The organism is Streptomyces sp. NPDC058464, assembly GCF_042721035.1.
Lineage (GTDB): Bacteria > Actinomycetota > Actinomycetes > Streptomycetales > Streptomycetaceae > Streptomyces.
Window position 1 is genome coordinate 127,932 of sequence record NZ_JBHXMA010000020.1, and the last position, 23,486, is coordinate 151,417.

The window sequence follows — 23,486 nt, forward strand, 5'->3', positions numbered from 1 at the left end:
GCCCGGCCGGGCCGTACGAGGAGCGCGGTCACACCGGCCCGGCCGGGCGCTCCGTCACGCCGCGTCGGGCCCCGCCCCCGTTGGGCCCACCTGGTCCCGGCCGCCCTTGCCGGCCGTCGGCCACACCCCGGTGGAGCGCTCTATGGCCGTCGCGCCGGTGCGGTCCACGGCGCTGCGCACCACCGCGAAGACCGCGCCCTGGACCGCCGCGGCCAGCAGCACCTCGCCCCAGCCGCGGTCCCGGTCCAGGGCGTCCGGAGCGTCCTCCTCACCGCGCAGCGCCAGCCAGGTCCGGCGGAAGGCCAGTGCGCCCAGCGCCCCGCCGGCCCAGCTCAGCACCAGGCCGACGGGTGCGTAGACGAGCGGGAGTTTCAGCTTCTTCCTGCGCTTGGCCATGCCTGCCTCCGCGTTCTCAGGGCCGCCCCGCGACCGCGACCTCCTCGTCCGCCGGCACCGGGCCGGGCGGCGTCCCGTCCCCGAAGGGCCGGCCACCGAGCTCCTCCCGGTGATGGGGCGTCAGCCACCCGGCGAGATCCGGGCCGAGGGGCACGATACGGGTCGGGTTGATCCCGGTGTGGACCTGGTAGTAGTGCCGCTTGATGTGGTCGAAGTCGACGGTGTCACCGAATCCCGGCGTCTGGTAGAGGTCCCTCGCGTAGGCCCACAGCACCGGGTTCTCGGTGAGCTTGAAGCGGTTGCACTTGAAGTGGCCGTGGTAGACGGCGTCGAACCGCACCAGCGTGGTGAACAGCCGGATGTCGGCCTCCGTGAGGGTGTCCCCGACCAGGTAGCGCTGCCCGGCCAGCCGCCCGGCGAGCAGCTCCAGCCGCCGGAACACCCCCGCGCACGCCTCCTCGTACTTCTCCTGCCCGTGGGCGAACCCGGCCCGGTACACCCCGTTGTTGACGTCCTCGTACACCTGCGCCATGACCGTGTCGATCTCGTCCCGGTGCCGCGCCGGGTAGAGCTCCGGCGCGCCGTCCCGGTGCAGTGCCGTCCACTCGGTGGCCAGGTCCAGGGTCAGCCGCTGGTAGTCGTTGGTGACCAGCCGCCCGCTCGGCACGTCCACGACGGCGGGCACGCTCACCCCGCCCGGGTAGTAGGTCTCCCGGCGGTCGTAGGCCTCGCTCAGGTACCGGATGCCGAGTACCGGGTCACGGCCGTCGGGGTCGAGGGTGAAGCGCCAGCTGCGGTCGTCCTGGATCGGGTCGGTGACGGCGAGCGACAGGGCGTCCTCCAGGCCGAGCAGCCGCCGGGAGATCACCGCCCGGCTCGCCCACGGGCAGGCGCGGCTGACCACCAGCCGGTAGCGTCCGGCCGCCACCGGCCAGCCGTCCCGCCCGTCCGCGGTGATCCGGTCCGTGAAGTGGCTGGGGGACCGGCTGAACGCCTTGTGTCCCAGCTCGCTGTTGCCGTCGCCGCCGCTCATGCGTCCTCCTTGCTCGGGAGCCGCCCGCGGTCGACCGGGGGCTCTGCGGAATGCGTTCCCGCATTTCCGCTTCTCGCACGGAGTGATCGGCCCCTGTCGGCGCGAACGGGGGGTTCGTGGCGCTCGGGCGGCAGGAGGCAGGCGAAGGCACATGAAAGCCCCGCCGCGACGGGGGAACGCGGCGGGGCCTGTTATCCGGCTGCCCGGCCCGAAGCCGGTTCATGCCCTCCGGAAACAGATTTTTCTAAATTCCGACGGTCCCCGGCCGGAATGGATTCCCGGAATCGTCAGTTCCCCGTTACTGCGCCTCCAGTACGAACACCGGGATCTCCCGGCTGGTCTTCTTCTGGTAGTCGGCGTACGGCGGGTACGCCGCGACGGCCCGCTCCCACCACTCGGCCTTCTCCGCACCGGTGACCTCGCGGGCGGCCATGTCCTGCTTGACCGGCCCGTCCTGGAGCTCGACGAGCGGGTGCGACTTGACGTTGAAATACCAGACCGGATGCTTGGGCGCACCGCCCTGGGAGGCGACCAAGGCGTACTTCCCGTCGTGCTCCACCCGCATCAGCGGAGTCTTGCGGATCTTCCCGCTCTTCACCCCCAGGGTGGTGAGCAGGATGACGGGCAGCCCGGTGTCCATCAGGGTGGTGCCCTCCTTCCCGCCCGAGCTCTCGTACAGCTCGACCTGCTCGCGCACCCATGCGGCCGGGCTGGGCTCGTACTCGCCCTCAAGAGGCATGAGGTCCGTCCCCTCTTCGCTTCCATGACTGACGGCATGATTCAACACCGGGAGTGCCCCGGATCATCCATACGACACCGCCCCCGTGACGCGATCACGCCCGTGTCCCGAGCCCCGGGCGCACGGGCGGTCAGCCCGGTGACAGCGCCATCCGGGCCGCCAGCCCCAGCATCACGCAGCTCGACAGCAGCGCCGTGACCAGGCGGCCCCGGTGGCCGGTCAGGCCCCGGCCGAGGAGCGCGCCGCCGCCCGCCAGCAGCAGCTGCCAGCTCGCCGAGGCGGCGAAGGCCGCGAGGACGAAGACGCCCTGCTCCAGCGGCCGTACCGGATCGGCGGACCGCGTGCCGACCACCAGGGCCGCGAAGTAGATCACCGTCGTCGGGTTGAGCAGCGTGATCCCGAGGAGGCCGAGATACGCCCGCCCGGGGCCGGGTACCGGCCGCTCCTCCCTGGTCGTGAGCCGCCGCTCCCGGAACTGGCGCAGCGCGACCGTCGCACCGCGCACGGCGAGCCCCACCAGCACCAGCGCCGACACCAGCCGCAGCGGCCCGAGCACCGGCAGCAGCGCCGCCGCCAGCGCGGCCCCGCCGACCGCGGCGAGCAGGGCGTACAGGCCGTCGGCGCTCGCGACGCCGAGCGCGGCGCAGGCGCCGGTCCGCAGTGACGTGCGAGCCGTGAGGGACACTAGATATGTGCCGACCGCACCGACCGGGACGGCGATCCCGTACCCGGCAAGCAGGCCGGCGACGAGCGCGGCCGTCACGCGCGTGCGGGCTCGGGCCTCCAGGGACGCCCGGGCTGCTGCTGGACCCGCACCCGACGGACGGTCGCGGTGGTCAGCGGCACAACGGCGTCAGGAGTGTTCATGCGCAGATCCTGGGGCCCGCGTCGCCGCACCGGCAAGCGAATTTCGGCGCGGAACCGTCCCCCGACCGCGTGCGGTTCGGCCAGATCACCCGATTCACCGATCTGGCTGAACTTGCGGTCGTCCCATGGGTGCCCCGGGCATCTAATGAAGATCGGCACGACGTACGACATTCGTCTGCGAGGTCTTCCATGAACGAACTGACGGGCGTGACGGAACCCATCGATCCTGCCCACCCGGCCGAACCTGTGGCCTGGCCGCAGGACCGCACGTGCCCCTACCACCCACCCACCGGCTACGACCCGCTGCGGGACGGAAACCCGCTGGCCCGCATCCGTCTCTACGACGGCCGCACCGCCTGGGCGGTGACCGGCCACGGCGCGGCCCGCGCGCTGCTCTCCGACCCCCGGCTCTCCAGCGACCGCCGGCGGGAGGACTTCCCGATGCCGAACGCCCGGTTCGCGGTGGCCCGGGAGCGCCGCCAGGTCGCCCTGCTCGGCCTCGACGATCCCGAGCACCAGACCCAGCGCCGCATGCTGATCCCGGACTTCACCCTCAAACGGGCGACCGGGATGCGGCCCGCCATCCAGCGCATCGTCGACGAGCTGCTGGACAAGATGATCGCCGAGGGACCGCCCGCCGACCTGGTGAGCTCCTTCGCCCTGCCCGTGCCGTCCATGGTCATCTGTGACCTGCTGGGCGTGCCCTACGCGGACCACGAGTTCTTCGAGGCGCAGTCCCGGCGGCTGCTGCGCGGTCCGGAGCCCGCCGACTCCCTGGACGCGCGGGAGAAGCTGGAGGCCTACCTGGGCGACCTGGCCGACCTGAAGAGCCGGGACGCGGCCCCCGGCGACGGCGTCCTCGACGACCTCGTCCACCAACGACTGCGCGACGGCGCCCTCGACCGTGCCGAGGTCGTCTCGCTCGCCCTCATCCTGCTGGTCGCCGGGCACGAGACCACCGCCAACATGATCTCGCTCGGCACCTTCACCCTGCTCCAGCAGCCCGAGCGGCTCGCCGAACTGCGCGCCGACCCCGCGCTGGTGCCCGCCGCCGTCGAGGAACTCATGCGGATGCTGTCCATCGCCGACGGGCTGCTGCGCGTCGCCCTGGAGGACATCGAGGTGGACGGCACCACCATCCGCAAGGGCGACGGCGTGCTCTTCGCGACCTCCGTCATCAACCGCGACGAGTCCGTGTACGACGACCCCGACACCCTCGACTGGAACCGCCCGGCCCGCCACCACGTGGCCTTCGGTTTCGGCATCCACCAGTGCCTGGGCCAGAACCTGGCCCGCACCGAGCTGGAGATCGCCCTGCGCACCCTGTGGGAGCGGCTCCCGGACCTGCGGCTCGCCGCACCGCCGGAGGAGATCCCCTTCAAACCCGGCGACACGATCCAGGGGATGCTGGAACTCCCCGTGACCTGGTAAGAGGCTCCTGCCATGCACATCGAGATCGACCAGGACGTCTGCATCGGCGCCGGCCAGTGCGCCCTGACCGCCCCGAACGTCTTCACCCAGGACGACGACGGCTTCAGCACCCTGCTCCCCGGCATGGAAGACGGCGGCGGCGACCCGCTGGTCAAGGAGGCGGCCCGGGCCTGCCCGGTGCACGCCATCACGGTGAAGGAACCGACGGGCTAGCGGCCACCGGCACGTCGAGCACCGCCAGTTCCAGCCCGCGCAGTCGTGCCGGGTCGGCGACCACCTCGTAGGCCGCCACCCGGTCGCCGCCGAGCTGACCCGCGTCGACGTGCTGCCCTTCCTGGCCGGGCGGGAGGAGGAGGCCGCGGCCGCCCTCGCCGAGGCCCGCGAAAGGCTCGCGCGGCTCGCCGCCGTCGGCTGACCTCACCCGGCGCGCAACAGCACCCGGGCCGCCGCGCGGGCCTCCGCCGCGGCCTCCGTGCTCCCGGTGATGCCCGCGGTGACCATCGCCCCCTCGGCGAGCAGGAAGAGCGGCCCGGTGAGCGCGGCGTCCAGGCCGGCGTCGGCCACCAGCTCGGCGAGGTAGTCCCGGAAGGCCTGCTTGTGACCCCGTACCCGGTCCACCACCCGCGGGGAGGTGGCACCGAGCTCGCCGTACGCGTTGATCCAGGCGCACCCCCGGAAGTCCGCCTCCCCGAACCACCCCTCCAGCCAGTCGAAGACCGCGAGCAGCCGTTCCCGCGGGTCCTCGTGCCGCCGGACGTGCTCGGCGAGCCGCTGCCGCCAGCGCACGTCCCGCCGCTCCAGATAGGCCGCGACGAGCTCCTCCTTCGCGGGGAAGAGTTGGTAGAGCCGCTTGAGGGAGACGCCGGAGGCGCCGCGTATGTCGTCCATGCCGACGGACTGCACCCCGCGCCCGTAGAACAGCCGCTCGGCGGCGTCCAGAGCCTGTTCACGCGCGACCGCGCTGTCCATGGGCCACTCCTTGACGAGAGAACGTGCGTTCTCCTACGGTAGCAGCGACCGGGAGAACGCGCGTTCTCCCTGAATCGAGGAGGAGACCATGGCCGACCGTCCGCCCCTGCCCCCCTTCACCCGGGAGACCGCCGTCCAGAAGGTCCAGGCCGCCGAGGACGCCTGGAACACCCGCGATCCCGAACGGGTGGCGCTCGCCTACTCCGAGGACTCGGTCTGGCGCAACCGCGACACCTTCGTCACCGGCCGCGCCGCCATCGTCGAGCTCCTCGCCGCCAAGTGGGCCCGGGAACTCGACTACGCGCTCCGCAAGGACCTGTGGGCCTTCGACGGCAACCGGATCGCCGTCCGCTTCCAGTACGAGTGCCACGACGCGGACGGCCGGTGGTGGCGGTCGTACGGCAACGAGCTGTGGGAGTTCGACGGGCACGGACTCATGACCCGGCGCGAGGCCAGCATCAACGACGTGCCGATCGAGGAGCACGAGCGCCGCATCCACGGTCCGCGCCCGGAGTCCGAGCGAGGCCTGTCCTTCCCGCTCCGGTAGCGCCCGCATAGGGTTCCCGGATGACCGATGAGCCCCGCAAGCCCTTCCTCTACCTGGTCGTCTGTGCCGCAGGCATCGCCGCGGACGTCGGCAGGCTCATCACCGCGGCCCAGGAGCGCGGCTGGGAGGTCGGGGTCATCGCCACGCCCGTCGCCATGAACGGCTTCTTCGACACGGCCGACGCCGAGGCGCGCACCGGACGCCCGATCCGGTCGGCCTGGCGCCGGCCCTCCGACCCGCGCCCCTTCCCCGCGCCGGACGCCGTCGTGGTCGCCCCCGCCACCTTCAACACCGTCAACAAGTGGGCCGCCGGGCTCGCCGACACCCTGGCCGTCGGCACCCTCTGCGAGGCCCTGGGGCTCGGCGTCCCGATCGCCGTCCTGCCCTGCGTCGCCGGCGCGCTGGCCGCCCACCCCGCCTACCAGGAGAGCCTGACCCGGCTGCGCGCGCTCGGCGTCCGCTTCGGCGACCCCTACGCCGGTGCGGCCGAAGCGGACGGCCCCCGCCCCGAGTTCGCCTGGGAACGCGCGCTGGACCTGCTGGAGCGGCCCTGACGGCGTCCGATAACCACCGCCACGACAGGAGGCCGGGCGGACGCCCGACGTACGCTCGCCTCTGTACGACGTGATCTCGACGGTGGGAGACAACGATGGAGTACGTGAAGCTCGGCCGCACCGGTCTGGACGTGTCCAGGATCTGCCTGGGCTGCATGACCTACGGCCTGCCCGACCGCGGCACCCACGAGTGGACCCTCGACGAGGAGGCGTCCCGCCCGCTGATCCGGCAGGCGCTCGAGGCCGGCATCAACTTCTTCGACACCGCCAACGTCTACTCGGACGGCACCAGCGAGGAGATCGTCGGCAAGGCGCTGCGCGACTTCGCCCGGCGCGACGAGATCGTCCTCGCCACCAAGGTGCACGGCCGGATGCGCCCCGGCCCCAACGGCGGCGGTCTGTCCCGCAAGGCGATCCTCTCCGAGATCGACCACAGCCTCGGCCGACTCGGCACCGACCACGTCGACCTCTACCAGATCCACCGCTACGATCACGCCACTCCGATCGAGGAGACGATGGAGGCGCTGCACGACGTCGTCAAGGCGGGCAAGGCCCGCTACATCGGGGCGAGTTCGATGTACGCCTGGGAGTTCTCCAAGGCTCAGTACACGGCCGAGCGGAACGGCTGGACGAAGTTCGTTTCCATGCAGAACCACTACAACCTCCTCTACCGCGAGGAGGAGCGCGAGATGCTGCCGCTCTGCGCCGACCAGGGCGTGGGCGTGCTGCCGTGGAGCCCGCTGGCCCGGGGCCGTCTCACCCGCGACTGGGGCACGGTCACCGAGCGCAGCGCCAACGACAACTTCGGCAACCGCCTCTACCAGGAGGGCGACCGCGCGATCGTCGAGGCGGTCACCCGCATCGCCGACGACCGTGGCGTCCCGCGCGCCCAGGTGGCCCTGTCCTGGCTCCTCCACCAGAACGCGGTGACGGCCCCGATCATCGGAGCGTCGAAGCCCAACCACATCGAAGATGCGGTGGCGGCCGTCGAACTGGAGCTCAGCGACAAGGAGTTGGAAGAGCTACAGCAGCCCTACGGCCCCCATCCGATCTCCGGCCACTGAGGCGCGCGTCAGCCTCTGGCTTTTAGGGGCGCGGGGAACTGCGCGACAAGCCCCCACGCACCCGCAGTCGAATCACGGCCGCTCCGTACCGCACGGACCACCCCCTTCGCTCTTCAGCAAGGGAGCAGGTTCCCCACCCATGGACAACGTCCGGTAATACGCACCGATCCGCTCCGCCGACCGCCCCACGTAGTGGCCGATGAACGATCGCCGGAACCGCCCGCCGGAGCGGTTCGGACGGGACCCGTGCACCAGGCTCCCGTTGAAGAACAGCACGTCCCCCGGCCCCATATCGACCGGCACCGCCGCGAGCCCCTCCGGCGGTGCCACGTACTCCCGCGCGAACGACAGCTCCGCATCCGACTCCTCCGGGCAGAACAGATCCATCCGATGCGTCCCGGGCACCACCTCCAGGCCGCCGTTCTCCCGGTCGATCGCCTCACAGGCCACCCACGCCGCGACGCAGGTCCCCGGCTCGACCCGCAGATAGAAGTTGTCCTGATGCAGCGCCTGCCCCCGGGCCCCCGGCGGCTTGAAGTAGAACATGCTCTGCGCGGCCAGCACCTCCTCCCCGAACAGCGCCTCCAGGATCACCCGAAGCCGCGGGTCCAGCAGGAACCGCAGCGCGAGCGCGCTGATCTCGTGGGGCTGCATTACCCGGGGATACCGGTGCAGCGGATCCGCCGTCGGCTTCGGCTCGAAGTGCCCCGGCACCACCCGCCCCGCCGCGTGCAGCGCCGCGAACTCCGCGCACAGCCCGTCGATCTCGTCGTGCCCGAACAGGCCCCGTACGACGGTGAAGCCGTCCTCCTCGAACTGCCGCAGGTTGGTGCTGTCGATGCCCGTGGCCGTCATGCCCGCCCTCCTCGGTCCGGTGTCCTGGACCTGGCACGCTCACCCGGTCCGCGCGTTCGCCGTCGCGTCCGGAATTCCCTGCCCGTTCCACTTCAACCGGGTTCTCCGAGAAAAGCACGGTGTCCCGCCCGCCGGCCACCGCTCCGGTGGGCGTCTCTAATGTCTGCGGCTATTGGTTTCACGGGAGCCGGCGGCCGGGCCGCCTGTGCAGGTCGGGCCGTGGTTCAATGGTTTCTGTCGATACCGGGGCGGTCGGCCCCGAATCCCCGCGCCAATTGCGATGTCGATACAGCGACATCGCGCGGACTCCCTCATTGACGTTTCGTCAAATTACCGCAACCTCCGGGCAATGCGCAAAACCCCGAGATCCCTTGTTCTGCCCTGCTGGCCTGTGCAAAGGTGTGCCGTGTCGGCATGCGGACAATTATTTTCACCACCGCATGCGCGAGGCCGCTCCCGTACGCCCCCCACGCTTCAAAAGAGCTGCCGACGGCGGACGTTCGCGTGCCGAACCCCCCAACAAGCCCATCCGGCCTCGGTGTCGGCCGGGTCGCATACCGGTCGCATACCAGTCGGTATGGGCCGATTCCCGCGTTGCGTCTGGAAGGAAATGCCGCCGTGAATGACGCAGGCCTGGGGAATTCCCCTACCCCCGCCCGGCCGTTCGACGTCACCGACGAGCAGCTCAGCGCCGAGCTCAAGCAGTGGACCGGCACCGCCCCCGCCCTGCACCCCGTCGGAGAACTTCTCGACCGGCACTGGGAAGCGGCCTTCGCCTACGCCCGTCTGTGCACCGACGGGACGCGCGGCGCGGGAATGCTCACCACCGCCGCATTCACCAGACTCTTCGGTGAATCCCTCCGCCAGGCCGGTCCCACCGCCGCCTGGCGCCCCCAGCTCCTTGTCACCGTCCGCCGTATCGCCGCGGAATGGGACAACGACGGCCGCGGCGAACTGCTCCACCCCCAGCTGCGCGTCGGCAAGGGCGAGCGGGCCGCCTCCCGGCTGCTCCCGCCCGCGAACCGGCGGCTGCTCTCCCGCGCCTTCCAGCGGCTGACCCCGTCCTCGCGGACCGCCCTGTGGCACACCGAGGTCGAGTCGGAGCCCCTGGCGGCCCCCGCCGCACTGCTGGGCCTGGACGAGCAGGACGCGCGTGTCGAACTGCGCCGGGCCCGTGAGCGGATGCGCGAGGAGTGCCTCCAGGTGCACCGCGAACTCGCCCACGAGGACGAGTGCCAGCGCTACGTCCGGATGATCGACGTGACCTTCCGGCGCGGCGGGGTCGACATCGACCGGGACCTCCAGCAGCACCTGAACGGCTGCAAGCACTGCCGGTACACCGCCGACCAGCTCCAGCAGTTCAACGGCGGACTCGGCATCGCCCTCGCCGAGGCCGTGCTCGGCTGGGGCGCCCGCGCCTACATGGAGTCCCGTGCCGCCGGCCCGGCCGAGCAGCTGGCCGAGCCCGCGGCCGCGCCCATCGCGGGTTTCACGGGCGGCGAGGCGTTCGTGCCGCCGGCCGCCCCGGGCAAGGACGTGGTCGTGCACCCCGTCGCCTCCCGCCGCGCCCAGCAGCGGGCCGCCCGCCGGGTACGGCGCCGCAACCTCACCGTGGCCGTGGCCACCGTGAGCGGTCTGGTCGTGATACCGCTGGTGCTTTGGTCGGTGCTCGGCTCCGGCGACGGCGGCACCTCGGCCGGCGCCAAGCCGTCCGCCACGACGGCCGGCAAAGCCACCTCGGGCCCGTCCTGGATCGGCACCAGCCGGACCACGCAGGGCACCCTGCGCGGCCGGCTGCACAACATCGCCTCCGGCCTCTGTATCGGCGTGGTCGGCAAGAAGGCCGTCAAGGGCGCCGAGACCGAGCTCGCCGAGTGCTCCTCGGTCGCCAGCCAGCAGTGGACGTACGAGGGCGACGGACTGCTGCGCAACGCCGCCGCACCCGACCTGTGCCTCGACTCGCACCTGGGCTACTCCGTGCAGCTCGCCCCGTGCACGGCCACGACGGGGTCCAAGGCCGGCAAGAGCGTCCACTACGACTTCACCCTCCAGGGCGCGCTGGTGCCCCGTTGGGACCAGGACCTGGCGCTCGCACCCGCCGCCACCGACGGCGGCGGTGCCCTCGTGGTCAAGACCCGGGCGAACGTCAGCTCGCAGCGCTGGGTGATGGACACCTCCCAGCCCGACCTGCAGATGCAGATCGTCAACTGGGACGCCGACACCACCCCGACGCCGACCGCGGCCGCCACCCCGACCACCAAGTCCGCGAAGCCCACGCCGACGCCCACCCCGTCGGCGTCGAAGACGACCGCGCAGCCGACGCCGTCGAGCGCCCCCAGCTACGACCCGTGCGTCGAGTACCCGGGCTACTGCTACGGCCCGGGGGACGGCCAGTACGGCGGCGGTGGCTACGGCGGCGGTTACGACGGCGGCTACGGCGGCGGGGGCCACCACGGGCACTGAGCCCGCGCGGGCTCAGGGGTGCGGCGGCGCAGGCGGCATCGTCGTCAGGTCCGGCGCACCCTCCGGCCACACCAGCAGCACCGGGCAGGGCGCGTGGTCGACGACGAACCGCGCGGCCTTGCCCAGGCTGTGCGGCCCGAGCCGGGACCGGTCGCCGTCCCGGGCCAGGACCAGCAGGCCGGCGTCGCCGGCGGCGGCCACCACCTCCCGTTCGACCCGGCCGACCCGCTCCAGCCGGGTGCACGGCCGCCCCAGCCGGGCCTCGGCCGCCGCCAGCAACTCCGCCCCCGACGCCCCGCCGAGCTCCACCAGCCGCCGCTCCGGGTCCGGTTCCGACCCGGCCCGGCCCAGCAGCCCCGAGAAGGCGCCGTGCGCGAGCCCGGCCACCCCCGGCTCGGCCACGTGCAGCAGCACCACCTCGGACGCGTCCCGCGCGTAGTGGCGCGCCGCGTCCACACAGGCGGGCCAGGTCCCCTCGACCAGCCAGACGATCACCCGCATGTCCATGGCCTCCCGTCCAGATCGCCACCGCATTCCGACTAGGTCCCGACCACCTGGAGCGCCCCCCACAGTGCCACCACCGCACCGCACAGCGCGGCCGGCACCGCGAGCAGCCCCAGCCGGGTGAACTCCCCGAGGTCCACCCCGTGGTCGTGCTGGTGCACGATCCTGCGCCACAGCAGCGTCGCGAGCGACCCGGCGTAGGTGAGGTTCGGTCCGATGTTCACCCCGAGCAGCACCGCCAGCACCGCGCCCGGCCCGGCCGGCGCGGCCAGCGGCAGCAGCACCAGCACCGCCGGCAGGTTGTTCACGACGTTCGCCAGGACGGCGGCCAGTGCGGCGATGCCGAGCAGTGCCGGGAGACCGGTCCCGTCCGGCAGCACATGGCCGAGGGCGTCCGCGAGGCCGTTGTCGACGACCGCCCGCACCACGATCCCGAGCGCCAGCACGAACGCCAGGAACGCGGGCGCGGTCGCCTTCACCACAGCGAGCGGGGTCGCCTGCCGCCGTAGCAGCGCCCGCCCGGCCAGGACCAGGGCGCCCGCGCACGCCGCCCACGCCGGGTCGATGCCGACCGCCGAGGTGAGCACGAACCCGGCAAGGGTGCAGGCCACCGTCACCAGCGCGAACACCGGCAGCCGGGGCGGCTCGCCGGGATCCGCGGAGCCCGGGGCCGCCGAGGACAGGTCACGGGCGAAGAACCGGCGGAACACCAGGTACTCGGCGCCGATCGCCACCAGCCAGGGCAGCACCATCAGCGCCGCGAACCGGGTGAAGCTCAGCCCGCTCGCCGCGAACGCGAGCAGGTTCGTCAGATTGGACACCGGCAGCAGCAGCGAGGCCGTGTTGGACAGGTGCGTACAGGCGTAGACGTGCGGTTTGGCCCGCACCCCGGACCGGGCCGCCGTCGCGAACACCACCGGCGTCAGCAGCACCACCGTCGCGTCCAGGCTGAGTACGGCCGTGATCACCGACGCCAGCGCGAACACCGCGGTCAGCAGGCGCACCGGCCGCCCGCCCGACCACCGGGCCATCCACGCCCCGCAGGCCTGGAACAGGCCCTCCACGTCGCAGAAGTGGGCCAGCACCAGGACGGCGGCGAGGAAACCGACGACCGGGCCCAGCTGCTCGGCCTCCGCCCGCGCGTGGTCGAGGGAGATCGCGCCGGTGGCGACGACGATCCCCGCCGCCGGTACGGCCAGCACCGCCTCCGGCCAGCCGCGCGGCCGGATCACGGCCCAGGCGAGAACGGCGGCGAGCAGGAGGACGGACAGGGTCTCGGCGAGCGGGGTGTTCAGGGCGCGTTCCTCGGAGGTGTGATCAAGTACGGCCCGCCCATGAAAGCAGATGACGGCAGACGGACCCGGTTACGAGGTCCGGGTACCCGCCGCGCCCAGGAACTCTCCCCAGCCGCCCACCGGCTCCTGCCCCGGGTTCAGGGTGCGCAGCTTCCGGATCACCGCCGGGTCCTGCGCCTCCAGCCACGACACCAGCTGCTTGAAGGAGACGAAGCGCACGTCGTCGTACTCGGCCATCTTGCCGATCGCCTCCTCGACGGCGTCCATGTAGATGCCGCCGTTCCAGCGCTCGAAGTGGTTGCCGATGAAGAACGGCGCCCGGTTGGTGGAGTACGCCCGCTCGAAGCCGGCCACGTAGGTGTCGCGGGCCTGGGTGCGCCAGGCGTCGTACTGGGTCTTGTCGCCCAGCGGGTTACCGGCGGACTGGTTGTACATCATGTTGTAGTCCATCGACAGGACCTGGAAGGAGTGCCCGGAGAACGGTATGGACTGCAGCGGGAAGTCCCAGATGCGGTTGCCCTGCACCTTGGTCGGCCAGATCTGCAGGCCGCCGGGGGAGCTGGCGTCGTACTTCCAGCCGAGCGCGGCGGCCGTGGGCAGCAGGTTGGCCTGGCCCTCCAGGCACGGGGTGCGGCCGCCGATCAGCTCCTTGCGGTAGTCGAAGGGCAGCGGCTCCAGGTCGGTGAAGCCGGTGTTCGTCTTCCACTTGGTGACGAAGTCCATGGCCTGGTCGATCTCGCTGCGCCACTCGGCGGGGGACCAGTTGCGCACGCCGTCGGAGCCGCAGAAGTGCCCGTTGAAGTGGGTGCCGATCTCGTGGCCCTCCAGCCAGGCGGCGCGCACCTGCTGGAGCGTGTTGTGGATGTGCCGGTCGGAGAGGTAGCCGATCGCGGAGGCGCCGACCTGGTGCTGCGGGGGACGGTAGAGGTCCTTCTTGGACTCGGGCAGGGTGTAGATGCCGGAGAGGAAGAACGTCATCTTCGCGCCGTGGTCCGCGGCCACCTTGCGGAAGCGGGAGAACAGCTTGTTGCTGAGCTCGCCCGCGCCGTCCCAGGAGAACACCACGAACTGCGGGGGCTTGCTGCCGGTCGCCATCCGGGTCGGCTTCGGCTGGTGCGGCTGTGCGCCGGTGTCGGCGGTGGAGCCGTCGCCGATGAGCTTCAGCGGCTTGGCCGGCGCGCCGCCGTTGGTGCCGCCGTCCTTGACGCCGTCGCCCGAACTGCTGCCGCCCAGCGTCCAGTTGCCGTTCGAGCAGGCGGAGAGCGCGCCCAGGGCCCCCGCCGTCGCGCCCGCCGTCAGCACCCGCCTGCGAGAGATGCCGCTCATGTCCGTCCCCGATTCCGTCGTCCCGGCCCCTCGTGGAGCCCAGTTGCTGTGTGGTCGACGGGTTCGATGGGCGGTCCGGCGAAAAAGATCGGAGCCGGCCGTGCGTGTTGCACGCCTGTGACAGTCGTGGCCCGGACATGACGAACCCCGCTGCCCGGGGGAGTGGGCAGCGGGGTCCGGTCAGGGGGTGGTCAGACGCCGGTACCGGCGCTGAACACGTTCAGGCGCACCGAGGAGGCGTTCCCGGACACCGGGACCGCGCCGTTGTTCCAGGTGACCTTCAACGAGTCCTTCTCGTCCGGCGGGGTGACCAGCAGGGCGGCCGGCGTCGCGGTCTTGGCGCCGCTGATCTCCGGGTTGGAGAAGGTCAGCCCCGCCCAGGCGCTCTGGCCCGGCTTGAGGGTGACCGTGGTGGCCGTGGTGCCCGACTCGCGCTGCGGGTCGGGGCCGAGCTGGGTGCCGGAGGCGTTCACGAAGGCTGCTCCCGGGTAGCCGCGCACGGTGCAGGTGCGGCCCGACTTGTTGGTGAGCACGATCGGGAAGTTCTCCTGACCGGCCCCCGGATTGTCGGTGCCCACCGAGGCGGTCAGCTCCGAGGTGTGGCAGCGGGTGCCGGCCGCGGCGGCGGTGCCGGTCGTGGTGCCCCCGGTCGACGAACCGCCGCCCGTGGCCGAGGCACCCGTCTGCGACGCCGGCGAGGACCCGTCGGCGGACGGGACGGCGGAGGTGCCCGAGCTGTCCGCACTCGACGCGTTACCGGTCGCGGGCGCGGCCGTGCCCGACACCGACTCCGGGGACTTGCCCTGACCGCCGTTGCCGCAGGCGGTCAGGAGGCCCAGAGCGGCGACCGTGCTCGCGAGCAGGGCCGCCCCGCGCCGCAAGGACTGGGACGTGTGCGCCATGTGGATCAACACTCCTGGATGTCGTGGCACGCGTGCCGGGTGTGCCCGAGGCGCTCCGTGCGCCGTCACTCCCATCCGATGCGAGAAACGGCGGAAAAGTTCGGGGGCACGCCGAAACTCACCGGGTCAGGTGACCCGAAGGGAGCGGAGGATGCCGTCCGTGGCGGTCTTGTCGCCGGCGCCCTTCTGCCGCACCTGCACGTACACCTGCGGCTGGCTGTCCCCGCCGGCCGGGGCGAGGGCCGCCTCCTGGATCGAGCCGCCCGCTCCGGAGCAGTCGCTCCAGCTGCGGACCCGGCCCTTCCACTCGGTGCCGGTGAAGGCGCGGCTGCCGTCGTAGTGGCAGCCGGTGTGGGACAGGGCGTTCACCTTGGCGGCGACGTCCCCGTGCTCGCTCACCCCGATGAACACGCCGTTCACCGCGGCCGTCAGGTCCTGCCACTCCGACACGTCGTCGGCGACCTCCAGACCCGGCTCGTGCCCGGCGGCCAGCCCCAGGGCCTGCGGGTTCCAGCCGGAGTCGCGCAGCTCGCCCGCCCATCCGGACGGCACCTCGGCCACCACCCGGCCGGTGGAGTCGGAGACCTTCGTCTCCGCGCTCGTCGTCCCGTCCCGCTGCGCCAGCGTGACCGCGAGGGCCGTGCCGCCGGCCGCCAGGACCGCGGCCAGGGTGAGCGTGACCACGTTGAGCCGCCGGCGGACGCCGTCGAGCCGCCGCGGCCGGCGGGCCGCCGCGGCCGCCGCCAGCCGGTCCAGCTCGTCCGCGAAGGCCTGCGCCGTCGGCCAGCGCCGCTGCCGGTCCGGCTCCAGGGCCCGCATCAGCGCCCGCTGCACGTCGTCCCCGAGGTCCGGCCGCAGCCGCTCCGGCCGGACGACCTGCCCGGGCGCCGCCGGCACCGTGCCGGTGACCAGTTCGTAGCCCACCGCGCCCAGCGCGTAGACGTCGGCGCGGGCGTCGATGCCCTCGCCGGGCTGGGCCTGCTCCGGCGGCTGGTATCCCGCGGAACCGGCGGCCAGGGTCAGCCCCGAGGCCTGCGCCAGGCTCTTGGCCAGTCCCAGGTCGGCCAGCAGCACCCGCCGGGTGCCGTCCGGCGCGGTGCGCAGCAGCACGTTGGTCGGCTTGATGTCCCGGTGCACGATCCCCGCCCCGTGCAGGTCCGCCGCGCCGCGCGCCGCCAGCGCGGTCAGCCGCAGCGCGTCGGGGACCGGGAGCGGGCCGCCGCCGAGCAGGTCGGCGAGGGTGCCCGCGTCGGCGTACTCCATCACGAAGTACGGCCGCCCGTCCGGGAGTTCGCCGATGTCGTAGACCTGCACCACCCGCTTCGAGTCGGCCCGCCGCAGCAGCCGTGCCTCGGACAGGAAGCGGTCGTGGATGTCGAGCCGGTGGGACCAGTTGTCGGCGAGCACCTTCACCGCCACCGGGGCGTCCAGCTGGTCGTCGTAAGCGAGCCAGACCGTCCCGAAGGCACCGGTGCCCAGGCGCCGTTCGAGGCGATAGCGGCCGATCCGCTCCAGGGGTTGCATACGACTATCATGCCTGTCCTGAGATCGACTTCGAGGGGGACCTCCCGTGCCGGACGCCGCGCTGACCGAAGACCTCGCCAGGCGGGCCGCCGTCGGCGACCAGGTGGCCCTGAACCAGCTGCTGTCCGCGGTCTGGCCCGACGTCGTACGACGCTGCGGGCGGTTCCTGCCGTGCCGGGAGGACGCCGAGGAGGCGGCCCAGGACGTACTGCTCCAGATCTCCCGGAAGATCTCCACGTTCGAGGGCCGCAGCCGCTTCAGCACCTGGCTGTACACGGTCGTCGCCAACTGCTCCCGGCAGAAGTACCGGGACCTGAAGCGGCGGGCGGCGGAGCAGCCGGCGACCATCGAACCGACCGAGCACGTCGACCCGCGCACGACGAGTGTGATCGCCGGGTCCAGGATCGATCTGCTCGAGGCGCTGGACCGGCTGGAGCGGGAGCACCCGCAGCTGGTCGCGCCGCTCGTCTACCGGGACATCTGCCAGCTTGACTACGCCGAGGTCGCCGAGCGGGTGGGCATCCCGCTGGGCACGCTCAAGTCCCGGCTGCACGAGGCACGCAAGCAGGTCCGCCCCTGGCTGAGCGCGCCGTAGGGGGAAGGGACGCCGGGCATTCCCGCCCGGCAAAAAAATAGGGCGAGGAGTTCACCCACTCCTTGCCACTCTCAACTTATAGCGCACTGGGGGGCTTGCGGCAAGGCCCCCCTCGTCCCGCAGAATCGCAGGCCGAAGCCAGGAACCGCGGTATTTGGGGGATCTGCTACATGCGTGTGCTTTTGATGGGATACGGGTCGCGCGGGGACGTCGAGCCGCTCGCGGGACTCGGGGCGGCGCTGCGCTCGCTCGGGGCCGAGGTGCGGGTGTGCGCACCGCCGGACGTGGAGTTCACGGAGCTGCTGGCCCGCGCGGGACTCCCGCATGTGCCGTTCGGACCGTCCGTACGCGCTCTGGTGACCAGGCCGAACCCGTCGCCCGAGGACGCCTTCAGGCTCGCGCCCGAGCTGGTCGCCGCGCACTTCGACACGGTCGGCCCGGCGGCCGAGGGGTGCGACGCGCTGGTGGCGAGCGGCCTGATGCCGGCCGGCGCCCGGTCGGTGACGGAGCAGCTCGGCATCCGCTACGTGTTCGCCTGCCCGCATCCGTTCGGCATGCCGTCCCCGTACTTCCCGCCGGCGGGGCGCCCGGGCCGTCCGGCCCCACCGGACGCCGACCTGCGGACGCTGTGGAAGGTGGACGGCGAGCGGGTGAACGCGCTGTACGGCGAGGCCCTCAACAGCCGCCGGGCGGCGCTCGGCCTGCCGCCCGTCGACAACGTCCGCGACCATGTCCTCACCGGCCGGGCATGGCTGGCGGCCGACCCGGTCCTGGGCCCGTGGCAGGACCTCACGGACCTCGACCTCGTACAGACCGGGGCGTGGATCCTGCCGGACGAACGGCCGCTGCCCGACGACCTGTCCGCGTTCCTGGCCGCCGGTGAGCCGCCGGTGTACGTCGGTTTCGGCAGCATGGCGCTGCGCGGCGCGCCGGACGCCGCCCGGACGGCCGTCGAGGCGGTGCGCGCCCAGGGGCGTCGGGTACTCGTCGGGCACGGCTGGGCGGAACTGGCACCGTCCGACGACAAGGACGACTGCTTCACGACCGGCGAGGTCAACCACCAGGCGCTGTTCCGCCGGGTGGCGGCCGTCGTGCACCACGGCGGGGCGGGCACCACGACGACCGCCGCCCTGGCCGGCGCGCCTCAGGTGATCGTCCCCCAGATCGTCGACCAGCCGCACTGGGCCGCCCGGGTGGCCGAACTGGGCATCGGCGCGGCCCACGACGGCCCGGTGCCGTCCGTCGACTCCCTGTCGGCCGCGCTCGCGGCCGCCCTCACCCCCGGGACCCGCATCCGTGCGGCCGCCGTGGCCGGCGCGATGCGCACCGACGGAGCGACGACCGCGGCCAGGCTGCTCCTGGACGAGGCCTGAGCATGGCGTGACGTACCGCCTGACGGCCACCGTGGCGCCCCTCAGGGGCGCTGGGGGTACCCCCGGCCGAAGGCTGGGGGAGGACCGCGCGACCAGCCACGACGGCCCGGCAGTCTCCCACGCACCGCGACCTGCCATGAGCTCCGGACGACGGTCGCCGTCCCAGCCCCCCGGTCCTACCCTCTTCTGGGATCACGGTCGCCGGCCCCGCCCCCGCCCTTCATATCCGTCCCCCCTCTTCCGGCCCTTCCGGACACCCTGCCCTACGCGCCCCCGGCCGCCCGGCCTCCCCACGGAGCTGATGCCTTGAACCCCCTGACCACCCGCGCCTTCGACCTGCCCGAACGGCTCGCCGCCAAGGCCGACCCCGCCCTGATCGCCGACGACGAGCGGCACCTCGCCGCCGTGGCCGAATGCCTCGCACAGTCGATCGCCGAGCTGTCCGACCGCCTCGACGCCGAGCTCAGGGCACCGGGCGGCACCGGCCGGGCCGCGATGGACCGGGACAACGAGGTCCACCGGCTGACCGGACGGCTGCGCACCCTGCGCCGCTTCGGCCTGGACCTCTGCCTGGGACGCATGGTCGGTACCGACGACCCCGAGCCCGTGTACATCGGCAGGCTCGGCCTCACCGACAGCACGGGCCGCAGGCTGCTGATCGACTGGCGGTCACCCGCGGCCGAACCGTTCTTCGCGGCGACCCACGCCGACCCCATGGGGCTGCGCAGCCGCCGCCGGTACCGCTGGACGGACGGCCGGATCGGCGACTACTGGGACGAGGTGTTCACCGCCGACGGCCTCGACGGGCACGCCGCGCTGGACGACCAGTCCGCGTTCATCGCCAGCCTGGGCGCCGACCGGTCGGAGCGGATGCGCGACGTGCTCGCCACCATCCAGGCCGACCAGGACGCCATCATCCGCGCGGGCTCCCGCGGCGCCCTCGTCGTCGACGGCGGCCCGGGCACCGGCAAGACGGTCGTCGCCCTGCACCGCACGGCCCACCTCCTCTACTCCGACCCGCGACTCGGCCACCGCCGGGGCGGGGTGCTGTTCGTCGGCCCGCACCGGCCCTACCTGAACTACGTCTCCGACGTCCTCCCGAGCCTCGGCGAGGAGGGCGTGCAGACCTGCGTCCTGCGGGACCTCGTCGAGGAGGGCGCCGCCGCGACGGCCGAGGCCGACCCGGAGGCGGCCCGTCTCAAGTCGTCCGCGGACATGGTCCGGGCGATCGAGACGGCCGTCCGCTTCTACGAGGAGCCGCCCGCCGCGGGGATGACGGTCACGACCGACTGGGCCGACCTCCGGCTGACCGCCGACGACTGGGCCGACGCGTTCCGGGCCCCGGCTCCCGGCACCCCGCACAACGAGGCACGCGACCAGATCTGGGCGGAACTGGCCGCCATCCTCCTGGACAAGTACGCCGGCGACGACGTCACGCCCGAGGAGTTCGGCAGGTCGCTGCGGCGGGACCGGGACCTGGTCGACGGTCTCGACCGCGCCTGGCCGCTGCTGGAGGCGACCGACCTGGTCGGGGACCTCTGGACGGTCCCCGCCTACCTGCGGCTGTGCGCCCCCTGGCTCGGCCGCGACGACGTGCGCAGGCTCCAGCGCGCCGACGCCCAGGCCTGGACGGTGTCCGACCTGCCGCTCCTGGACGCGGCCCGGCAGCGGCTCGGCGACCCGGAGGCGGACCGGCGCATGCGGCGGCAGGAGGCCGTCCTCGCGGCCCAGCGCGAGCGCATGGCGCAGGTCGTCGACAACCTGATCGGGGCCGCCGCCGACTCCGGCGCCGACGGTGACGACGGCGAGGGCCTGGTGATCATGCTCCGCGGCGAGGACGCCAAGGTCAGCCTGGTCGACGAGTCCGAACTGCCCACCCCCGTCCCGGATCTGCTGGCCGGCCCGTTCGCGCACATCGTCGTCGACGAGGCCCAGGAACTCACCGACGCCGAATGGCAGATGCTGCTGCTGCGCTGCCCGTCCCGGAGTTTCACCATCGTCGGGGACCGCGCCCAGGCCCGGCACGGGTTCCCGGAGACCTGGCGGGAACGCCTGGTACGGGTCGGCTTCGACCGCATCGACCTGGCCTCGCTCGGCATCAACTACCGCACCCCGGAAGAGATCATGACGGAGGCCGAACCGGTCATCCGGGCCGTGCTTCCGGACGCCAACGTGCCGACCTCGATCCGGAGCAGCGGCCTGCCCGTGGTCCACGGGTCCGTGGCGGAGCTGGACGAGATCCTCGGCACCTGGCTCGCCGCCCACGCCGAGGGCGTCGCCTGCGTCATCGGCGACCCCCGCTTCGCACCGTCCTCCCGGGTCGCCTCGCTCGCCCCCGAGCTGGCGAAGGGCCTTGAGTTCGACCTGGTCGTCCTCGTCGCCCCGGAGGACTTCGGCACCGGCGTCGAGGGCGGCGTGGACCGCTATGTCGCGATGACCCGCGCGACCCGTCAGCTGGTGGTTCTGACGGGCTGACCGGCTGACCGGCTGACGGGCTGGCCGGCGGCGGCCGGGGCCGGGACCGGGACAGGACAGGCCCTAGGCGTGCCCTAGGCGATGTCGTCCTCGAGGAGGGACAGCTCGGCCCAGATCGTCTTGCCCTCCGCGGTGTGTCGGGTGCCCCAGCGCTGGGTCAGCTGGGCCACCAGCAGCAGGCCGCGGCCGCCCTCGTCCCAGGTCTTGGCCCGGCGCAGGTGCGGGGCCGTGTGGCTGGAGTCGGAGACCTCGCAGATCAGGGTCGTCGTGTCGTGGATCAGGCGGAGCCGGATGGGGTGGGCGCCGTAGCGGATGGCGTTGGTGACCAGCTCGCTGACCACCAGCTCCGCCGTGAAGGCGGCCATGCTCAGGTTCCACACGTCGAGCTGTTCCACGGCCTGCTTGCGGATCGGCGCGACCAGGGCGGGGTCGGCGGGGACGTCCCAGGACGCCACCCGGGACGGCGGCAGGCCCTGGGTGCGGGCCAGCAGCAGGGCCACGTCGTCGGCCGCGCCGCCCGGCGGCAGCAGGGCGTGCAGGATCCGGTCGCAGATCTCGTCCAGGGAGTCGCTGTACGCCGCCAGCGCCTGGTGCAGGAGCCGGCGGCCGGTGTCCGGGTCCCGGTGCCGGGAGGTGATCAGCCCGTCCGTGAACATCGCGAGGACCGTGCCCTCGTCCAGCGTCACCTCGGCCGACTCGAACGGCAGCCCGCCAAGCCCCAGCGGGGGACCGGCGGGCAGGTCGAGGCGGTGGGGGCGGTGGCCGGGGCGCAGCAGGACGGGCTGCGGATGCCCGGCGCGGGCCAGCGTGCAGCGCCGGGACACCGGGTCGTAGACGGCGTACAGGCAGGTCGCGCCGACCTCGCCGGGGCTGCCCTCGCCGCCCTGCTCCGCCGAGAGCCGGAGCACCAGGTCGTCGAGATGGGTGAGCAGCTCGTCGGGGGCCAGGTCGATGTCGGCCAGGGTGCGCACGGCGGTCCGCAGCCGGCCCATGGTCGCCGAGGCCTGCACACCGTGGCCGACCACGTCCCCGACGACCATGGCGACCCGCAGCCCGGACAGCGGGATCACGTCGAACCAGTCGCCGCCCACCCCCGCCCGCGCCGCCGGCAGATAGCGGGAGGCGGCCTGCAGGGCGGCGGTGCGGGGCAGCGTCCGGGGCAGCAGGCTGCGCTGCAGGGCCAGGGCGGTCTCGCGCTCGCGCGAGTACCGGCGGGCGTTGTCGATGCAGACGGCGGCCCGGGCCGTGATCTCCTCGGCGAGCAGCACGTCGTCCGGGCCGAACGGGTCGAGCCGCCGGTGCCGCCTGAACACCGCGACCCCCAGGGTGGTGCCACGGGCCTGGATGGGCACCGACATCGACGAGTGCACGCCGAACTCGCGCACCCGCTCTCCGCGGGCCTTGTTCCAGGACAGCCACTGGTCCAGCGCGCCGGACGCCACCGAGACCACGATCGTGTGCCCGGCGGTCAGCGAGTCGGCCTGCGGCGAGGAGGCCGGGTAGACCTCGGTCTGCCCGGGTTTGAGGACCGCCTCGGGGATGCCGGGCAGCACGGACTGGTGCGCGGTGCGGCGCAGGGTGACCGGCGCGGCCAGCCGCGCCGGGAGGTCGCCGCCGTGCTCCGGCGGGTCCAGCAGGTCGACGGTGACCAGGTCCGCGAGCGCGGGGACGCAGACGTCCGCCAGCTCCTGAGCCGTACGGACGACGTCGAGCGTGCTGCCGATGCGCACGCTCGCCGCGTTGACCAGCTGGAGCCGCTCGCGGGCGAGGTAGTTCTCGGTGAAGTCGTGGGCGGCCAGGCTCACGCCCCGGACGCGTCCGCCGGCGTCGGTGATCGGTGCCATCCGGGCCAGCCAGGCGTGCGCCCGGTCCTCGCCGCCGGTGCGCATGTACGTCTGCACGTCCAGCGGGCGGCCCGAGGCCAGCACCCGGAGCATGTTCCGTTCCAGGTCCGTGCTCTCCGGCTTGCCGCCGATCTCGGTGACCCTGAGCCCCTGGATCCGCTCCTCGGGCAGCCCGATGACCTCGGCCATCGCGTCGTTCACCCGGCGCAGCCTGAGCTGGTCGTCGTAGACCGCGATGGCACACGGCGACTGCGTCAGCGCGGCCGTCGCCAGCGGGTCGTCCGGGGTGCGCGGCCCGCCGCCGTCCAGCGGGCAGACCACCAGCCAGTGGCCGGGCTGTTCGTCCCGCGCCGTGCTGTGGTGCGCGAGCAGCCAGACCGGGACCGTACGGCCGTCCCGGTGGCGGAGTTCGATGGTGCCGTCCCAACGGGTGCCGACGGGCGCGCGCGGTGCGACGTCCCCGGCGAGCAGCAGCGCCGCGGACCGGCCCACGACCTCCTCCGCCGGGTGGCCGAGGAGCCGTTGCGCGCCCTCGTTCCACTCGGTCAGTGTGCCGTCCTCGCCGATGACAGCCCGGGCCGTCGCCGCATCGTCGAACGGATAGACCCGGCTCATCTCGCCACTCCCAAGCGCACACTCACAGTCAACAGGTGCACCACTCGTGTTAAGCGTAGTGCTTCGGACTCTCCCGTGACCGGCAAGTGACGACGGTCGGCCGGTCGGGACCGAG

General features: G+C 72.9%; 23 protein-coding genes. 9 read left to right on the plus strand and 14 right to left on the minus strand.

Features of this window, described 5'->3' with window-relative positions; all coding sequences use genetic code 11:
- Positions 1 to 54: 54 nt before the first annotated feature.
- The 5 genes from ACFWPQ_RS25755 to ACFWPQ_RS25775 all read right to left on the minus strand — a co-directional run bounded on the left by ACFWPQ_RS25755 (position 55) and on the right by ACFWPQ_RS25775 (position 3,206).
- Entirely contained in the window at positions 55 to 396 is a 342-nt protein-coding gene (locus ACFWPQ_RS25755; protein ID WP_384039169.1) for a DUF4235 domain-containing protein, read from the minus strand.
- 16 nt (positions 397 to 412) lie between these two features.
- On the minus strand, positions 413 to 1,429 hold the full coding sequence (locus ACFWPQ_RS25760; RefSeq protein ID WP_384039172.1) for a glutathione S-transferase family protein: 1,017 nt from the start codon (positions 1,427 to 1,429) through the stop codon (positions 413 to 415).
- A 298-nt stretch (positions 1,430 to 1,727) separates the two neighbouring features.
- Positions 1,728 to 2,168, minus strand: coding sequence for a nitroreductase family deazaflavin-dependent oxidoreductase (locus ACFWPQ_RS25765; RefSeq protein WP_384039175.1), 441 nt, complete (start codon positions 2,166 to 2,168; stop codon positions 1,728 to 1,730).
- Between the two features lie 130 nt (positions 2,169 to 2,298).
- Positions 2,299 to 2,931, minus strand: a complete 633-nt coding sequence (locus tag ACFWPQ_RS25770) for a LysE family transporter (protein WP_361291694.1) — start codon at positions 2,929 to 2,931, stop codon at positions 2,299 to 2,301.
- Positions 2,928 to 3,206, minus strand: coding sequence for a hypothetical protein (locus ACFWPQ_RS25775; protein ID WP_384039178.1), 279 nt, complete (start codon positions 3,204 to 3,206; stop codon positions 2,928 to 2,930). The genes ACFWPQ_RS25770 and ACFWPQ_RS25775 overlap by 4 nt, the downstream gene beginning before the upstream one ends.
- Before the next feature lie 18 nt (positions 3,207 to 3,224).
- Here ACFWPQ_RS25775 and ACFWPQ_RS25780 point away from each other — a divergent pair, with 18 nt between their 5' ends.
- A complete protein-coding gene (locus ACFWPQ_RS25780; protein WP_384039181.1) occupies positions 3,225 to 4,466 on the plus strand; it encodes a cytochrome P450 in 1,242 nt (413 codons plus the stop codon).
- Positions 4,467 to 4,478: 12 nt separating this feature from the next.
- Complete coding sequence (locus ACFWPQ_RS25785) at positions 4,479 to 4,679, plus strand: ferredoxin (RefSeq protein ID WP_384039184.1); 201 nt, start codon at positions 4,479 to 4,481, stop codon at positions 4,677 to 4,679.
- Here the strand turns inward: ACFWPQ_RS25785 and ACFWPQ_RS25790 are convergent.
- Positions 4,654 to 4,887, minus strand: coding sequence for a hypothetical protein (locus ACFWPQ_RS25790; protein WP_384039186.1), 234 nt, complete (start codon positions 4,885 to 4,887; stop codon positions 4,654 to 4,656). The two genes, ACFWPQ_RS25785 and ACFWPQ_RS25790, sit on opposite strands and share 26 nt — an antisense overlap.
- A complete protein-coding gene (locus tag ACFWPQ_RS25795) occupies positions 4,884 to 5,435 on the minus strand; it encodes a TetR/AcrR family transcriptional regulator (RefSeq protein ID WP_361291702.1) in 552 nt (183 codons plus the stop codon). Before ACFWPQ_RS25795 ends, ACFWPQ_RS25790 begins: the two co-directional genes overlap by 4 nt.
- A gap of 88 nt (positions 5,436 to 5,523) precedes the next feature.
- On the opposite strand from ACFWPQ_RS25795, the gene ACFWPQ_RS25800 reads away from it, so the two are divergent.
- From ACFWPQ_RS25800 to ACFWPQ_RS25810, 3 genes are all read left to right on the plus strand, one after another.
- Entirely contained in the window at positions 5,524 to 5,982 is a 459-nt protein-coding gene (locus tag ACFWPQ_RS25800; protein WP_384039189.1) for a DUF1348 family protein, read from the plus strand.
- Between the two features lie 20 nt (positions 5,983 to 6,002).
- Positions 6,003 to 6,536 (plus strand): flavoprotein, encoded by a 534-nt coding sequence (locus ACFWPQ_RS25805; RefSeq protein WP_384039192.1) that lies wholly within the window; start codon positions 6,003 to 6,005, stop codon positions 6,534 to 6,536.
- A gap of 95 nt (positions 6,537 to 6,631) precedes the next feature.
- On the plus strand, positions 6,632 to 7,600 hold the full coding sequence (locus ACFWPQ_RS25810; RefSeq protein ID WP_384039195.1) for an aldo/keto reductase: 969 nt from the start codon (positions 6,632 to 6,634) through the stop codon (positions 7,598 to 7,600).
- A gap of 72 nt (positions 7,601 to 7,672) precedes the next feature.
- On the opposite strand, the gene ACFWPQ_RS25815 is transcribed toward ACFWPQ_RS25810, so the two are convergent.
- Positions 7,673 to 8,455 (minus strand): phytanoyl-CoA dioxygenase family protein, encoded by a 783-nt coding sequence (locus ACFWPQ_RS25815; protein WP_384039198.1) that lies wholly within the window; start codon positions 8,453 to 8,455, stop codon positions 7,673 to 7,675.
- A gap of 618 nt (positions 8,456 to 9,073) precedes the next feature.
- Between ACFWPQ_RS25815 and ACFWPQ_RS25820 the strand changes: the two genes are divergently transcribed.
- Positions 9,074 to 10,918 carry an RICIN domain-containing protein gene (locus ACFWPQ_RS25820; protein ID WP_384039201.1) on the plus strand — a complete coding sequence of 615 codons (1,845 nt, stop codon included), beginning with the start codon at positions 9,074 to 9,076 and terminating at the stop codon, positions 10,916 to 10,918.
- A 12-nt stretch (positions 10,919 to 10,930) separates the two neighbouring features.
- Here the strand turns inward: ACFWPQ_RS25820 and ACFWPQ_RS25825 are convergent, their stop codons facing one another.
- The 5 genes from ACFWPQ_RS25825 to ACFWPQ_RS25845 all read right to left on the minus strand — a co-directional run bounded on the left by ACFWPQ_RS25825 (position 10,931) and on the right by ACFWPQ_RS25845 (position 16,469).
- Positions 10,931 to 11,419, minus strand: a complete 489-nt coding sequence (locus ACFWPQ_RS25825) for a universal stress protein (RefSeq protein ID WP_384039371.1) — start codon at positions 11,417 to 11,419, stop codon at positions 10,931 to 10,933.
- Between the two features lie 38 nt (positions 11,420 to 11,457).
- Positions 11,458 to 12,717 (minus strand): arsenic transporter, encoded by a 1,260-nt coding sequence (locus ACFWPQ_RS25830; protein WP_384039374.1) that lies wholly within the window; start codon positions 12,715 to 12,717, stop codon positions 11,458 to 11,460.
- Between the two features lie 69 nt (positions 12,718 to 12,786).
- Positions 12,787 to 14,043, minus strand: a complete 1,257-nt coding sequence (locus tag ACFWPQ_RS25835; RefSeq protein WP_384039204.1) for a hypothetical protein — start codon at positions 14,041 to 14,043, stop codon at positions 12,787 to 12,789.
- Positions 14,044 to 14,234: 191 nt separating this feature from the next.
- Positions 14,235 to 14,945 (minus strand): DUF4232 domain-containing protein, encoded by a 711-nt coding sequence (locus ACFWPQ_RS25840; RefSeq protein ID WP_384039207.1) that lies wholly within the window; start codon positions 14,943 to 14,945, stop codon positions 14,235 to 14,237.
- 126 nt (positions 14,946 to 15,071) lie between these two features.
- Positions 15,072 to 16,469: a serine/threonine-protein kinase gene (locus tag ACFWPQ_RS25845; RefSeq protein WP_384039210.1), complete on the minus strand. Its 1,398-nt coding sequence runs from the start codon at positions 16,467 to 16,469 to the stop codon at positions 15,072 to 15,074.
- Between the two features lie 46 nt (positions 16,470 to 16,515).
- Between ACFWPQ_RS25845 and ACFWPQ_RS25850 the strand changes: the two genes are divergently transcribed.
- The 3 genes from ACFWPQ_RS25850 (at position 16,516) to helR (ending at position 20,912) form a co-directional block, all read left to right on the plus strand.
- Positions 16,516 to 17,064, plus strand: coding sequence for an RNA polymerase sigma factor (locus ACFWPQ_RS25850; protein ID WP_384039212.1), 549 nt, complete (start codon positions 16,516 to 16,518; stop codon positions 17,062 to 17,064).
- 170 nt (positions 17,065 to 17,234) lie between these two features.
- A complete protein-coding gene (locus ACFWPQ_RS25855; RefSeq protein ID WP_384039215.1) occupies positions 17,235 to 18,437 on the plus strand; it encodes a glycosyltransferase in 1,203 nt (400 codons plus the stop codon).
- A 306-nt stretch (positions 18,438 to 18,743) separates the two neighbouring features.
- Positions 18,744 to 20,912 (plus strand): RNA polymerase recycling motor ATPase HelR, encoded by a 2,169-nt coding sequence (gene helR / locus ACFWPQ_RS25860; protein WP_384039218.1) that lies wholly within the window; start codon positions 18,744 to 18,746, stop codon positions 20,910 to 20,912.
- A 74-nt stretch (positions 20,913 to 20,986) separates the two neighbouring features.
- On the opposite strand, the gene ACFWPQ_RS25865 is transcribed toward helR, so the two are convergent.
- Positions 20,987 to 23,371, minus strand: coding sequence for a SpoIIE family protein phosphatase (locus ACFWPQ_RS25865; protein ID WP_384039221.1), 2,385 nt, complete (start codon positions 23,369 to 23,371; stop codon positions 20,987 to 20,989).
- Positions 23,372 to 23,486 lie beyond the last annotated feature (115 nt).

Excerpts from the sequence above, each read along its gene's own strand:
- ACFWPQ_RS25780 (WP_384039181.1), top strand. The coding sequence starts at position 3,225 with ATGAACGAACTGACGGGCGTGACGGAACCCATCGATCCTGCCCACCCG.
- ACFWPQ_RS25865 (WP_384039221.1), bottom strand. The coding sequence starts at position 23,371 with ATGAGCCGGGTCTATCCGTTCGACGATGCGGCGACGGCCCGGGCTGTC.
- ACFWPQ_RS25825 (WP_384039371.1), bottom strand. The coding sequence starts at position 11,419 with ATGCGGGTGATCGTCTGGCTGGTCGAGGGGACCTGGCCCGCCTGTGTG.
- ACFWPQ_RS25765 (WP_384039175.1), bottom strand. The coding sequence starts at position 2,168 with ATGCCTCTTGAGGGCGAGTACGAGCCCAGCCCGGCCGCATGGGTGCGC.
- ACFWPQ_RS25760 (WP_384039172.1), bottom strand. The coding sequence starts at position 1,429 with ATGAGCGGCGGCGACGGCAACAGCGAGCTGGGACACAAGGCGTTCAGC.
- ACFWPQ_RS25845 (WP_384039210.1), bottom strand. The coding sequence starts at position 16,469 with ATGCAACCCCTGGAGCGGATCGGCCGCTATCGCCTCGAACGGCGCCTG.
- ACFWPQ_RS25855 (WP_384039215.1), top strand. The coding sequence starts at position 17,235 with ATGCGTGTGCTTTTGATGGGATACGGGTCGCGCGGGGACGTCGAGCCG.
- ACFWPQ_RS25775 (WP_384039178.1), bottom strand. The coding sequence starts at position 3,206 with ATGTCGTACGTCGTGCCGATCTTCATTAGATGCCCGGGGCACCCATGG.
- ACFWPQ_RS25840 (WP_384039207.1), bottom strand. The coding sequence starts at position 14,945 with ATGGCGCACACGTCCCAGTCCTTGCGGCGCGGGGCGGCCCTGCTCGCG.
- ACFWPQ_RS25810 (WP_384039195.1), top strand. The coding sequence starts at position 6,632 with ATGGAGTACGTGAAGCTCGGCCGCACCGGTCTGGACGTGTCCAGGATC.
- ACFWPQ_RS25815 (WP_384039198.1), bottom strand. The coding sequence starts at position 8,455 with ATGACGGCCACGGGCATCGACAGCACCAACCTGCGGCAGTTCGAGGAG.
- ACFWPQ_RS25785 (WP_384039184.1), top strand. The coding sequence starts at position 4,479 with ATGCACATCGAGATCGACCAGGACGTCTGCATCGGCGCCGGCCAGTGC.
- ACFWPQ_RS25800 (WP_384039189.1), top strand. The coding sequence starts at position 5,524 with ATGGCCGACCGTCCGCCCCTGCCCCCCTTCACCCGGGAGACCGCCGTC.
- ACFWPQ_RS25795 (WP_361291702.1), bottom strand. The coding sequence starts at position 5,435 with ATGGACAGCGCGGTCGCGCGTGAACAGGCTCTGGACGCCGCCGAGCGG.
- ACFWPQ_RS25805 (WP_384039192.1), top strand. The coding sequence starts at position 6,003 with ATGACCGATGAGCCCCGCAAGCCCTTCCTCTACCTGGTCGTCTGTGCC.
- ACFWPQ_RS25755 (WP_384039169.1), bottom strand. The coding sequence starts at position 396 with ATGGCCAAGCGCAGGAAGAAGCTGAAACTCCCGCTCGTCTACGCACCC.
- ACFWPQ_RS25835 (WP_384039204.1), bottom strand. The coding sequence starts at position 14,043 with ATGAGCGGCATCTCTCGCAGGCGGGTGCTGACGGCGGGCGCGACGGCG.